Genomic DNA, 12,020 nt, shown 5'->3' with positions numbered 1-12,020 from the left:
CCTCCCGGCTTTGGCTATGATTGAGCTGCGTGTTCTGCAAGCCGGACTTCAGGAGTGCCCCATGATTGCCATACGCGAGGCGTGGAAAGCCGGATTGCTGGGACGCGCGCACTGGGCCCGCAACCTGGTGTCCGGGGTGATTGTCGGCGTGGTGGCGCTGCCGTTGGCCATGGCCTTCGCCATCGCCTCCGGGGTCAAGCCTGAACAGGGGATCTACACCGCCATCGTCGGCGGCCTGCTGGTGTCGCTGTTTGGCGGCAGCCGCTTGCAGATCGCCGGGCCCACCGGGGCCTTTATCGTGATTCTGGCCGGGGTCACCGCCAAGTACGGGGTCGACGGCCTGCAACTGGCAACCATGATGGCCGGGATCATCCTGTTCCTGCTGGGCATCAGCCGCCTGGGGGCCCTGATCAAGTTCATCCCGGACCCGGTGATACTCGGCTTTACCGCCGGGATCGGGGTGATCATCTGGGTCAGCCAGTGGAAGGACTTCTTCGGCCTGCCCGCCGTCGGCGGCGAGCACTTTCACCAGAAGCTCTGGCACCTGCTGCAAGCCCTGCCCGACCTGCACCTGGCCACCACCCTGCTGGCCCTGCTCAGCCTGGCGCTGTTGTGGGGCGTGCCCAGGGTCGCGCAGCTCAAACGCCTGCCCGCGCCCCTGGTCGCCATGACCCTGGCCACGGCCCTGCAGTCACTGTTCCAGTTCGACGGCGTGGCCACCATCGGCAGTGCCTTCGACGGCATTCCCCAGGGCTTGCCGGCGCTGCAGTTGCCCGAGATCAGCCTGCCCCGGGTGCTGGACCTGATCGGCCCGGCCTTCGCCATCGCCATGCTCGGCGCCATCGAGTCGCTCTTGTCGGCGGTGGTGGCCGACGGCATGGCCGGCACCCGCCACGACTCCAACCAGGAACTGATCGGCCAGGGCATCGCCAACCTGGCCACGCCGCTGTTCGGCGGATTCGCCGCCACCGGCGCGATTGCCCGCACCGCGACCAATATCCGCAACGGCGGCAGCAGCCCGCTGGCGGGCATCGTCCACGCACTGGTCCTGGTGCTGATCATCCTGTTTCTCGCGCCGCTGGCGGCCAATATCCCGCTGTGCGCCCTGGCCGCGATCCTGTTCGTGGTGGCCTACAACATGAGCGAGCTGCACCACTTCAAGCGCATGGTGCAACGGGCGCCCCGGGCGGACGTGGCGATTCTGCTGGCCACCTTTACCCTCACGGTGTTCAGCGACCTGGTGATCGCGGTGAATATCGGGGTGATTCTGGCGATGCTGCATTTCCTGCGGCGCATGGCCTCCTCGGTGGAGGTGCAACAGGTGGTGGAACAGGACCTGCAGCACGAGCTGCACGGCAACGGCCAGTTGCATCTGCCACCGGGCGTGCTGATCTACACCATCGAGGGGCCGCTGTTCTTTGGGGCCGCGGAGACTTTCGAGCGGGCGCTGGCGCAGACCCACAGCGACCCGCGGGTGCTGATCATTCGCCTGAGACACGTGCCGTTTATGGACATAACGGGCTTGCAGATGCTGGAGGAAGTGATTGGCCAGCTGCACAAACGCGGGATCGTGGTGAAGCTGTGCGAAGCCAACCTCAAGGTCCACACCAAGCTTGAGCGGGTCGGCATCCTGCACGCCATCGGCGCGAAGAACTATCACCCTGACCTGAGCAGCGCCCTGACCACCACCCTGTAGCCGCTGCCGCAGGCTGCGAACGGCCCGCAAGGACGCAAGAGGCTGGACGGGAGATCGTCAGGCAAGCCCCTGCGGAGCTTTTCGCAGCCTCGCAGGCTCGGCAGCGGCTACAGCTGTCGAGCCTACATAGGCCCAAGCCCGGCGTCAGGCGAGGCTTTTGCTCACGACCTCAAAGACATCGCTGGACAGCTCGCCGGAAGCACGAATGCGCTCCAGCTCGCCTTTCATCAGCGCCTGGCGGGCGCTGTCGTATTTGCGCCAGCGGGTCAGCGGCGCCAGTTGCCGCGAGGCGATCTGCGGGTTGAAGCCGTTGAGCTGGATCACCAGGTCGGCCAGGAAGCGATAGCCGGAGCCGTCCGCGGCGTGGAAGTTGATCAGGTTCTGGCCGGCGAAGGCGCCGATCAGCGCGCGTACCTTGTTCGGGTTCTTGATGTTGAACGCCGGGTGCTGCATCAAGGCCTTGACCCGCTCCAGCCCGCCCGGCAGCGTGCTGCCGGCCTGGACGCTGAACCACTGGTCCATGACCAGGGCGTTGTCCTTGAAGTGCTCGGCGAACACCGCCAGGGCCTTGGCCTTCTCGGCCTCGAACGGCGAGTTGACCAGTACCGCCAGCGCGGTCAGGCGCTCGGTCATATTGTCGGCGGCGTCGAACTGTTCGATGGCCGCCGCCAGCACTTGCGGCTTCTCGGTGAGCATCAGGTACGACAGCGCGATGTTTTGCAGGGCGCGGCGAGCGAAGTGCTCGGACTCGGCCACATAGGCGGTGGCCTTGGAGACCTCGCGATTGGCCTGGTAACGCTTCCACAACGCATCGAACAGGCGGTCGGCCAGTTGCTGGCGGGCGAACTCGCGCGCCACGTGAATGGCCTCGACATCCGCCACTTCGCTGATCTCGGTCAGGTAGGCCTCGCCCGGCAGCGAAAGCATTTCCGCGACCATGGCCTGGTCCAGGCTGTCATCGGCCAGCAGCGTAGCCAGCGCGGTGACCAGACGCTGGTCCAGCACCAGCGCCTGGCCCTGCTGATGCTGGGCAATCAGGTCTTGCAGCACCTGCACCGCCAGTTGCTGGCCGGCGTCCCAACGGTTGAAACCGTCGCTGTCGTGCTGCATGAGGAACATCAGCTGGTCGCGGTTGTACGGGAAGCTCAGCTTCACCGGCGCCGAGAAACCGCGCAGCAAGGACGGCAGTGGCTGTTCGGCGATGTCGACGAAGGTGAAGGTCTGCTCGGCTTCGGTCACCGAGATCACCCGCGAAGTGCCTTGCGCGGCGGCTTCGCCAGCCAGGCGCAGGGCAATCGCCGCGCCCTGGGAATCCAGCAGGCCCAGCTCGACCGGAATCACGAACGGCAGTTTTTCCACCTTGTCCGGGGTTTGCGGGCAGCTCTGGCGGAAGGTCAGGCTGTAGGTCTTAGCCGCCGCGTCATAGGCCTCGCTGACCGCCAGGCGTGGGGTGCCGGCCTGGCTGTACCAGCGCTTGAACTGGCCCAGGTCGATGCCGTTGGCGTCTTCCATGGCCTTGACGAAATCGTCGCAGGTCACGGCCTGGCCGTCGTGGCGTTCGAAGTACAGGTCGCTGCCCTTGCGGAAGCCTTCGGCGCCCACCAGGGTGCGGATCATGCCGACCACTTCCGAACCCTTCTCGTACACGGTCAGGGTGTAGAAGTTGGAGATCTCGATAAAGCTTTCCGGGCGCACGGCGTGGGCCATGGGGCCGGCGTCTTCGGCGAACTGGTGGGTGCGCAGGTAGGCCACGTCCTGGATGCGCTTGACCGTGCGCGAGTTCATGTCCGAGGAGAAGCCGGCATCGCGAAATACCGTGAAGCCTTCCTTGAGCGACAGCTGGAACCAGTCGCGGCAGGTCACGCGGTTGCCCGACCAGTTGTGGAAGTATTCGTGGGCGACGATCGCCTCGACCCGCTGGTGCGCGGCGTCGGTGGCGGTTTCGGCGCGGGCCAGCACGGCGCTGGAGTTGAAGATGTTGAGGCCCTTGTTCTCCATGGCGCCCATGTTGAAGTCGTTGACCGCGACGATCATGAAGATGTCCAGGTCGTACTCACGGCCGTAGGTCTGTTCGTCCCAGCGCATGGACTTCTTCAGGCTGGTCATGGCGTGCTGGCACTTGTCGATGTTTTCCGGTTCGACGTAGATGCGCAGCGCGACTTCGCGCTGGTTCATGGTGGTGAAGCTGTCCTCGACGCACCACAAATCGCCCGCCACCAGGGCGAACAGGTAGGCCGGTTTCATGAACGGGTCTTCCCAGGTCGCCCAGTGCCGGCCGTCTTCGCCCGGCCCGCTGGCGATCGGGTTGCCGTTGGACAACAGCACCGGATAGCTGTGCTGCTCGGCCACCACGGTGGTGGTGAACTTGCTCATCACATCCGGGCGGTCGAGATAGTAGGTGATCTTGCGAAAGCCCTCGGCCTCGCACTGGGTGCAGAACATGCCGCCGGACTTGTATAGGCCTTCCAGGGCGGTGTTGCTTTCCGGGTGGATCCTGACGCTGGTGTCGACGGTGAAGGATTCACTGGTCGGCTGCAGGGTCAGGTGGTTGGCGCTCAGCTGGTAATCCGCGGCTGTCAGCTCGCGGTCGCCCAGGGACACCGACAGCAGCTCCAGCTGCTGGCCGTCGAGCACCAGCGGCGGCAGGCCAGCGCCATGCGCCGGGTTACGGCGCATCACCAGTTGCGCATGGACCAGGCTGTGGTCCTCGAACAACTCGAAGGTCAGGTGCGTTTCGTCGATCAGGTACTCGGGCGCCTGATAGTCCTTCAGGTAAATCATCTTCGGTTGTTCGGTGCGCATGCGGCGAATCCTTCTACTGATGCACGGCGAGCTGGTAGGCCGTGTATTTACGAATGTTGATCACGCCGGTATCGAAGATCAGGTATTGGCCCTTGATCCCCAGCAGCGTGCCTTCGGCAATCGGGTTCTTGTCCAGGTTGAAGCTGACGATCTTGGCCGGGTACTGCTCGACCGGGTAGCGGATCTCGATCGGCTCGACATCGCTGACCGGTTGGATAGCCTGCAGGCCGAAGCGTTCCTGCAAGGCGCGCAGGCCCTCGGCGCAGGAAGCGAACAGCTGGTCGCGCACTTGCGTCAGGTCCACCGCCTCGGCGTCGCCCTTGAGCAACGCGCGCCAGTTGGTCTTGTCGGCCACCTGGGTGCGGAACAGGTCCTCGACGAAACCGGACTGCTGGCGGGTCGCCACGCGCATGATCGGCAGCGCCTGGCTGGCACCCTGGTCGAGCCAGCGGGTCGGCAGCTGGGTGGCGCGGGTGATGCCGACCTTGATCCCCGACGAGTTGGCCAGGTACACCACGTGGTCGGTCATGCAGAACCGCTCGCCCCAGGACGGCTCGCGGCAGGTGCCGGCGTCGTAGTGGCAGCGTTCAGGGCTCATGATGCAGATATCGCACTGGGCCAGCTTGGTCATGCACGGGTAGCAGTAACCCTGGCTGAAGCTGGTCTTGGTCTTGCGCCCGCAATGGGTGCAGTGGATCGCCCCCAGGTATTCCAGGCGCACGGTGCTGCCGATCAATGGGTTGACCGGCACCTCGGTGTCGCCAAGGCGAAAGGCATACTGCACATCTGCCCCGTCCAGGCGCGCCGACATTTTACTGATGGAGCCACGGCCGATCTCGATCAATGGATGGCATCCGATTTGAACAGGATGTTCGGCACTTCGATCGACTTCGACGCACACTCCTGCGGGCCCATGTAGCCGGTGCGCTGCTCTTCGGGCAGGTTCTGCATTTCCCAGGCGATCATCGCCTGCAGGGACAGCTCGCGCTGCTCGGCGGTGAGCTTGCGGCCATCGGACCATTTGCCGATCTCTACCGCCAGTTTCAGGCTCTGGTAGATGTCCGGGGTGATGTTTTCAATCATTTCAACAAACGACGACATAAGCGGTCTCCAGCATTAGAGGGCCAGTTTACGGCGACTGTACAAGCCGCCCAACAAACCTGTGAGGCATCCGACGAGCAACCCGCCGACGTGGGCGGCGTTGGCGATTTCACCGAAGCCGATCACCGAGATCAGCCCCGACATACAGATCAGCAACCACACCAGCATCATCGCCAGGACTCCGCGAGGCAGGCGATAGGCCGGGTTGGGCGACAGCAACTGATAGATCCAGCAATGCCCGAGCAGGCCGTACAGCACACCGGACAAGCCGCCGAACAGGCTCGGCCCGCTGAACAGGTATTGCGCGTAGTTCGACACCAGGCTGAACAGCAGCGTCAGGCCCAGCAGGTTGATGCTGCCCTGGCGCTGTTCGATGCGCCGCCCCAGCTCCCAGTACCACATGCCATTCATGGCGATGTGCAGGAATCCGAAGTGGATCAGCATCGGCGTGACTAGGCGCCACCACTGCCCCGCCGCCAGGCTGTCGGCCAGGGGCGTGAACTGGATGTAGTCGCCGACCACGCGAAACTCCAGGAAGGTCAGCCAGCGCAGGGTGCCGAGGTTTTCGCCGAGCAGGGTCAGGGCCCCAACGATCAGGCTCAGCAGCAGGATCAGCGCGGTGGCCGGGCTACGGCGCAATTGCTCGACGAACCCCGGGCGGCGCATGGCGGCGCCGACCTCGGGGATGTCCAGTTGCTGCTCGGGGTCGCCCGCCGGAAAACGCTCGTACAACGAACGCACATCCTCGCTGATGGCGTCCGGCACCCAGAGCACCTGCTCCCCCGCTTCCTCGCTGACCCGATGCGGCACCTGCATGCGCTGCAGCAGTTTGACGAAGCCACTCAGGTCCACATTCAACGGCAGACGCAATACTGCAACAGCACTCATGGCAAGGACTCCTCCGGCCGCTCGACATAGACCCAGACGAATTTATCCGGGTCCAGGCGGGTTTCCTGGTCCAGGCGATAAGCCACCAGCTTGCCGTAGAGCACCGCGCTGTAATCCAGGCAGGCCAGGTTCGAGCGAATCGGCGCCGGTTTGCCGCTGCGCCAGTAATGGCCGACGAACAGCAGCGGCTCATCGACGCCGTAGCGCAGCAGGTTGTTTTTCTCCGCCAAGGACAGCGGCGTGCGGGCCACCGGTTCGGGCAGCGCATCGGGCTGGAACACGATGTCGCCGTAGGTCTGCGGGTCGTCTTCCCAGAACTTGGTGCGGAAGAACGAACGGGTCAGGCCATCGCCGCTGGTCATGGTCAAGCCATGGGGCAGGCGCATGTCGGTGCCGCGCAGCAGGCGGTCGAACACGTTATTGGCGAAGCTGCCGGGGATCGCCGAGGCCTGGAGGAAGTGCTCGTCGATACAGCCATCGGGGTATTGCGCCCGCAGCGGCTCGATCAGGCCGGCGTCCCAACAGGCATGCACCACGCGAAAACGCCCGGCGTCGACGAACAGCGGCATCTTGTAGAACCAGGCGAGGAAATCGTGCCAGTCGTTGGGGTAATGCTCGAATTGCGCCAGGGTCTCGTTGATCAGACGGGCATGGCGCGGCGTGTGTTCGCGCACGAAGCGCTTGCCGCCGCCGGGCGCTGCCGGGGTGACCCAGCCCAAGGCGTTGAACTCATGGTTACCCATGACGCACAGCGCCTGGCCGGCCTCGACCATGTCGTGGACGATGTGCAAGGCTTCGCGGATCCGTGGGCCGCGGTCGATGATGTCGCCGAGGAACACCGCCATGCGCGACGAATGCCGCCAGACGCCGCCCTGCTTGCGATAACCGAGCTTGTCCAGCAAGTGCTCAAGGGTCAGGGCGCAACCGTGCACGTCACCGATCAGGTCGTAGCTACGCGCGGGATCGAGCATCAGTCGCCTCCACCACCCAGTCGACTGCCCCAGCCGAGCTTGGTCCGGCAGACCTCGTAATAGTTGTGGTCCAGCGGGTGGATCAGGCGCAGTTTCTGGGCCTTCTTGCTGACGGTGATGGTGTCACCGGGGGCACAGGTGAAATGGTTCTGCCCGTCACAGGAAACCTGCGGGTAGATCTGCATATCCTTGGACACGACGATTTTCAGCTCGCTGTTGCCATCGACCACGATCGGCCTTCCCGACAAGGTATGGGGGTACATCGGCACAATCACAATGGCGTCGAGCTTGGGATGCATGATCGGCCCGCCGGCGGACAAGGCGTAGGCGGTGGAGCCGGTCGGCGTGGCGACGATCAGGCCGTCGGCCTTCTGGCTGCAGACGAACTGCCCGTCGATGTAGATCTCGAACTCGATCATCCGCGTCGACTTGCCCGGGTGCAGTACCACATCGTTGAGCGCATCGCCCTGGCCGATGGCTTCGGCGTGACGCCGTACTTCGGCCTGCAGCAGGAAGCGGTTTTCCACCAGGTAGTGGCCGTCGAGGACTTCGGCGACCTTGACCTCCAGCTCGTCCGGACGAATGTCGGTGAGGAAGCCCAGGCTGCCGCGGTTGATCCCCAGCACCGGGATGTTGTGGCGCGCCAGGGCACGGGCCGCGCCCAGCAGGCTGCCGTCGCCGCCGACCACGATCACCATGTCGCAGACTTCGCCCAGCAACTTGCGCGAGGAGGTCTGCAGGCCGTGGCCGGGCAGGACTTCGGCGATAGTGTCTTCGAGGATCACATGCAGGTGGCGGGCGAGCAGAAACTTTTTCAGTCGGCGAACTGTGTCCAGCACCTGCGAACTGCCCAGGCGACCGATAATGCCGATATTGCGAAATTGCTCCATGGGGCTCCTGCAGGGGTTCTGGGACGGGCAAAGCAGAGATTATGGGCGAAAGCCGGCCATAGACAAAATCCTTTCAGCCTCGACGTTAGGCGCTATGCTCGCAGAATGATCCTGTTTCCCGGCTTGCTCGACCTCCCCCGCCAGTTGCGCCACCCCGAAGTGCGCGACCTGGCCTGGGTCATCCTCGCGCCGCCGATGCTCGACGAGACCCCCTGGCCGCAGCGCCACCCACTGGCCGGCAGCGACTGGGTGCAGGCGCCGCAGCTGCTGGCGCACTGGCTGCGCCAGCTGGACCAGGACGGCCGTGCCCTGCGCCGCTGGCTGGCTCTCGGGCCGACCAAGCGCCTGGGGCTCTACTACGAACGCCTGTGGCAATTTGCCGTACAGCACGCGCCCGGTGTCGAGCTGCTGGCGGCCAACCTGCCGATCCGCCGCGCCGGCCACACCCTGGGCGAACTGGACATGCTGTTGCGCGACCGCGACGGCATTCACCACCTGGAACTGGCGATCAAGCTCTACCTCGGCCCGCAATCGGGCAACGGCGCGGACACCGCGTTATGGCTGGGCCCCGGCTGCCACGACCGCCTGGACCGCAAGCTGGCGCACCTGAACGAACACCAGTTGCCGATCTCCGCCCGGGCCGACAGCCTGGAGGTGCTGGCGGCCATGGATATCCAGGACTTCAGCGCCCACCTGTGGCTCGGCGGCTACCTGCTCTACCCCTGGCCCGGCACCACGCAACCGCCCCGCGGCGCCCACCCGCAGCACCTGCGCGGGCGTTGGCTGCATCAGCGCGACTGGCCGGCCTTTATCGATCAAAGCCCCCCCGGGCGCTGGCAACCCTTGCCGCGCCAGGCCTGGCTGGCGCCAGCGTCCTACCCGGCGGAACAAACCTGGAGCGCCCCCCGGCTGCAAGCCTGGCTGGAGGAACTCGACCCGCACGCTCCGGCGCAATTGCTGGTGCGCCTGACGGAAAACCGCGCCGGCGATTGGGAAGAAGCCGAACGCCTGTTCCTGGTGGCGGACCTCTGGCCGAACGTCCCCGGAACCAGTTGAGCCTCCGCCTGCCCCCTGTAGGAGCCAGCTTGCTGGCGATGCAGGCACCGTGGTGTGTCAGGTATGACGCTATCGCGAGCAAGCTGGCTCCTACAGGGTGCGCGGTGGACCCTCACATCACCGACAAGCGCACGGCCAGCGCCGCCAGGGTCACCAGCAATACCGGCAGGGTCAGTACGATGCCGACCTTGAAGTAGCGGCCCCAGCCGATATGAATATTCTTGCGCTCCAGCACATGCAGCCAGAGCAAGGTGGCCAGGCTGCCGATCGGGGTGATCTTCGGCCCCAGGTCGCTGCCGATCACGTTAGCGTAGATCATCGCGTCCTTGACCAGGCCGCTGGCCTGGCTGGCGTCGATGGACAGCGCGCCGATCAACACCGTGGGCAGGTTGTTCATGATCGATGACAAGACCGCGGTCAGCAGCCCGGTGCCCATGGCCGCGCCCCAGATGCCGTAGTCGGCGAAACGGTCGAGCCAGCCGGCCAGGTGCGTGGTCAGCCCGGCATTACGCAGGCCATACACCACCAGGTACATGCCGAGGGAGAAAATCACGATCTGCCACGGCGCTTCCTTGAGCACCTTGCGCGTGGAAATCTTGTGGCCCCTGGCCGCGATGCCCAGCAGCAGGGCCGCGCACACCGCCGAAATCGCGCTGATGGGAATGCCCAGCGGCTCCAGGGCAAAACACCCCAGCAGCAGGATAACCAGCACCCACCAGCCGGCGATAAAGGTGGCCTTGTCGTGGATCGCGCTGGCCGGCTGTGCCAGTTCTTCGGGGTCGTAGGCCTGCGGAATGTCGCGGCGGAAGAACCACAGCAACACCGCCAGGGTCGCGGCCACACTGACCAGGTTCACCGGCAGCATCACCGCGGCGTACTGATTGAAACCAATGTTGAAGAAGTCCGCGGAAACGATGTTCACCAGGTTCGACACCACCAGCGGCAGGCTCGCGGTATCGGCGATAAACCCGGCGCCCATGACGAACGCCAGGGTCGCGGCCCGGGAGAAACGCAACGCCAGCAGCATGGAAATCACGATCGGCGTGAGAATCAACGCCGCCCCGTCATTGGCGAACAGCGCCGACACCAGCGCCCCCAGCAACACCATGAAGGCAAACAGCTTGCGTCCGCTGCCCTGCCCCCAGCGCGCCACATGCAAGGCGGCCCAGGCGAAAAACCCGGCCTCGTCGAGCAGCAGGCTGATGATGATCAAGGCGACGAAGGTGCCGGTGGCGTTCCAGATGATCTGCCAGACCACCGGGATATCCGTCAGCTGCACCACCCCGAACAGCAGTGCCAGCACCGCGCCGAACACCGCGCTCCAGCCCACGCCGAGGCCCTTGGGCTGCCAGATCACCAGGGTAATGGTCAGCAGGAAAATCAATGAAGCAGTCAGCATGCCGGGCAGCCTTGAGCAGGAAAAGTGAAGGTGATGAGAATTCAGCAGCAGCGCACGGGGCGATCGATCATGGTCTGCAGGCGTTGCAGGTCGGCCTGCAGCCAGGGGCTGTTGGCCTGCAGCGTGTCCTGCAGCAGGGTGGTCACCCAGGGGGCCAACTGCGGGTGCAGCCGGTAATAGATCCATTGCCCCTGGCGGCGGTCGGCCAGCAGGCCGCAGCTGCGCAACAGCGCCAGGTGCCGGGAGATCTTCGGCTGGCTCTGGCCCAGGGCGGCGGTCAGCTCGCAGACACACAACTCGCCTTCGCGGGTCACGAGCAAGGCGATGCGGCTGCGGGTTTCGTCGGCAAGCGCCTTGAACAGCTCGGCGGGATTGAGAGAGTCGGACACCAGGGCCACTCCAGGCATTGGGAGCGGCGAATATATGAATATTCAGATATGCGGTAAAGCGCTTTTACCATGACAAGCGGAATATCCATCACCCACGGGAGCCGGTCGGCCGACTCCCGCGGTAGCAGGATCAGAGCTTTTTGTGCTGCTCGACCCACTGGGCGTAGGCATTGATGAAGTTCTGCAGGAACGGCTTGACCGACTCGGACAGCTTGCCCGCCTCGTCGAAGGCCGAACCGGCGCCGCTCAGGTAGGCTTCAGGCTGCTGCATGCATGGCACATTGAGGAACACCAGGGACTGGCGCAGATGATGGTTGGCGCCAAAACCGCCGATGGCGCCCGGGGATGCGCTGATCACTGCCCCCGGCTTGCCGCTCCAGGCGCTCTTGCCGTAGGGGCGCGACCCCACGTCGATGGCGTTTTTCATCGGCGCGGGAACCGAGCGGTTGTATTCCGGAGTGACGAACAGCACGGCGTCGGCTGCACTCACCTGTTCACGGAAAGTCCTGTAGGCTGCCGGTGGATCCACATCGATGTCTTCGTTGTAAAGCGGCAGATCGCCGATCTCGACAATCTTCAGCCGCAGGTTGGCCGGCGCCAGTTCCGCCAGGGCCAGCGCCACTTTCCGGTTGATCGAGGCCTTTCTCAGGCTGCCCACCAGCACTGCAATCGTGTAGACGTTGCTCATAGCGAATTCCCGACTTCTGGTTGAGGAGGCTGGTAGTTATAGATGATCCACCCCGCCCACAGCCACCCGTCGAAGGAAGTTCCGTGAGCTTTTCCAGGCTTCACGCCGCTGTACGCCAGCTGCAATCAGGGCCGCGGACT

General features: G+C 64.6%; 11 protein-coding genes. 2 read left to right on the top strand and 9 right to left on the bottom strand.

The window, feature by feature from the left end; genetic code table 11:
• The first annotated feature begins 61 nt into the window (after positions 1-61).
• Positions 62-1,696, top strand: a complete 1,635-nt coding sequence (locus J4E58_RS26180; protein WP_087092883.1) for a SulP family inorganic anion transporter — start codon at positions 62-64, stop codon at positions 1,694-1,696.
• 144 nt (positions 1,697-1,840) lie between these two features.
• Here J4E58_RS26180 and pepN read toward each other — a convergent pair whose 3' ends face one another.
• From pepN to J4E58_RS26150, 6 genes are read right to left on the bottom strand one after another with little or no spacing between them, the layout of a single operon-like run.
• Positions 1,841-4,498, bottom strand: a complete 2,658-nt coding sequence (gene pepN / locus J4E58_RS26175; protein ID WP_087092881.1) for an aminopeptidase N — start codon at positions 4,496-4,498, stop codon at positions 1,841-1,843.
• A 13-nt stretch (positions 4,499-4,511) separates the two neighbouring features.
• Positions 4,512-5,342 (bottom strand): DUF2797 domain-containing protein, encoded by an 831-nt coding sequence (locus J4E58_RS26170; protein WP_087092879.1) that lies wholly within the window; start codon positions 5,340-5,342, stop codon positions 4,512-4,514.
• Positions 5,339-5,599, bottom strand: coding sequence for a YeaC family protein (locus J4E58_RS26165; protein WP_007920905.1), 261 nt, complete (start codon positions 5,597-5,599; stop codon positions 5,339-5,341). The genes J4E58_RS26170 and J4E58_RS26165 overlap by 4 nt, the downstream gene beginning before the upstream one ends.
• Before the next feature lie 15 nt (positions 5,600-5,614).
• Positions 5,615-6,487 (bottom strand): rhomboid family intramembrane serine protease, encoded by an 873-nt coding sequence (locus J4E58_RS26160; protein ID WP_087092876.1) that lies wholly within the window; start codon positions 6,485-6,487, stop codon positions 5,615-5,617.
• Positions 6,484-7,461 carry a metallophosphoesterase gene (locus J4E58_RS26155; protein ID WP_370686849.1) on the bottom strand — a complete coding sequence of 326 codons (978 nt, stop codon included), beginning with the start codon at positions 7,459-7,461 and terminating at the stop codon, positions 6,484-6,486. The genes J4E58_RS26160 and J4E58_RS26155 overlap by 4 nt, the downstream gene beginning before the upstream one ends.
• Positions 7,458-8,348 (bottom strand): NAD(+) kinase, encoded by an 891-nt coding sequence (locus J4E58_RS26150; protein WP_007920913.1) that lies wholly within the window; start codon positions 8,346-8,348, stop codon positions 7,458-7,460. The genes J4E58_RS26155 and J4E58_RS26150 overlap by 4 nt, the downstream gene beginning before the upstream one ends.
• Positions 8,349-8,453: 105 nt before the next feature.
• On the opposite strand from J4E58_RS26150, the gene J4E58_RS26145 reads away from it, so the two are divergent.
• Positions 8,454-9,404 carry a DUF1853 family protein gene (locus J4E58_RS26145; protein ID WP_085531083.1) on the top strand — a complete coding sequence of 317 codons (951 nt, stop codon included), beginning with the start codon at positions 8,454-8,456 and terminating at the stop codon, positions 9,402-9,404.
• 112 nt (positions 9,405-9,516) lie between these two features.
• On the opposite strand, the gene J4E58_RS26140 is transcribed toward J4E58_RS26145, so the two are convergent.
• From J4E58_RS26140 to J4E58_RS26130, 3 genes are all read right to left on the bottom strand, one after another.
• Complete coding sequence (locus tag J4E58_RS26140) at positions 9,517-10,803, bottom strand: arsenic transporter (RefSeq protein WP_087092872.1); 1,287 nt, start codon at positions 10,801-10,803, stop codon at positions 9,517-9,519.
• A 41-nt stretch (positions 10,804-10,844) separates the two neighbouring features.
• Complete coding sequence (locus J4E58_RS26135; protein ID WP_037033643.1) at positions 10,845-11,192, bottom strand: metalloregulator ArsR/SmtB family transcription factor; 348 nt, start codon at positions 11,190-11,192, stop codon at positions 10,845-10,847.
• Positions 11,193-11,322: 130 nt separating this feature from the next.
• A complete protein-coding gene (locus J4E58_RS26130) occupies positions 11,323-11,880 on the bottom strand; it encodes an NADPH-dependent FMN reductase (protein WP_007920924.1) in 558 nt (185 codons plus the stop codon).
• Positions 11,881-12,020 lie beyond the last annotated feature (140 nt).

Source organism: Pseudomonas sp. FW305-25, assembly GCF_017351415.1.
In the GTDB taxonomy this organism is placed as follows: domain Bacteria; phylum Pseudomonadota; class Gammaproteobacteria; order Pseudomonadales; family Pseudomonadaceae; genus Aquipseudomonas; species Aquipseudomonas chlororaphis.
The sequence above is the reverse complement of the archived record's forward strand: the minus strand, read 5'-3'. Positions and strand labels throughout refer to the sequence as shown.

What these genes read in the sequence shown, in the direction of transcription:
- J4E58_RS26140 (WP_087092872.1), bottom strand. Translation starts at nt 10,803, where the DNA reads ATGCTGACTGCTTCATTGATTTTCCTGCTGACCATTACCCTGGTGATC.
- J4E58_RS26150 (WP_007920913.1), bottom strand. Translation starts at nt 8,348, where the DNA reads ATGGAGCAATTTCGCAATATCGGCATTATCGGTCGCCTGGGCAGTTCG.
- J4E58_RS26160 (WP_087092876.1), bottom strand. Translation starts at nt 6,487, where the DNA reads ATGAGTGCTGTTGCAGTATTGCGTCTGCCGTTGAATGTGGACCTGAGT.
- J4E58_RS26180 (WP_087092883.1), top strand. Translation starts at nt 62, where the DNA reads ATGATTGCCATACGCGAGGCGTGGAAAGCCGGATTGCTGGGACGCGCG.
- J4E58_RS26130 (WP_007920924.1), bottom strand. Translation starts at nt 11,880, where the DNA reads ATGAGCAACGTCTACACGATTGCAGTGCTGGTGGGCAGCCTGAGAAAG.
- J4E58_RS26145 (WP_085531083.1), top strand. Translation starts at nt 8,454, where the DNA reads ATGATCCTGTTTCCCGGCTTGCTCGACCTCCCCCGCCAGTTGCGCCAC.
- J4E58_RS26165 (WP_007920905.1), bottom strand. Translation starts at nt 5,599, where the DNA reads ATGTCGTCGTTTGTTGAAATGATTGAAAACATCACCCCGGACATCTAC.
- pepN (WP_087092881.1), bottom strand. Translation starts at nt 4,498, where the DNA reads ATGCGCACCGAACAACCGAAGATGATTTACCTGAAGGACTATCAGGCG.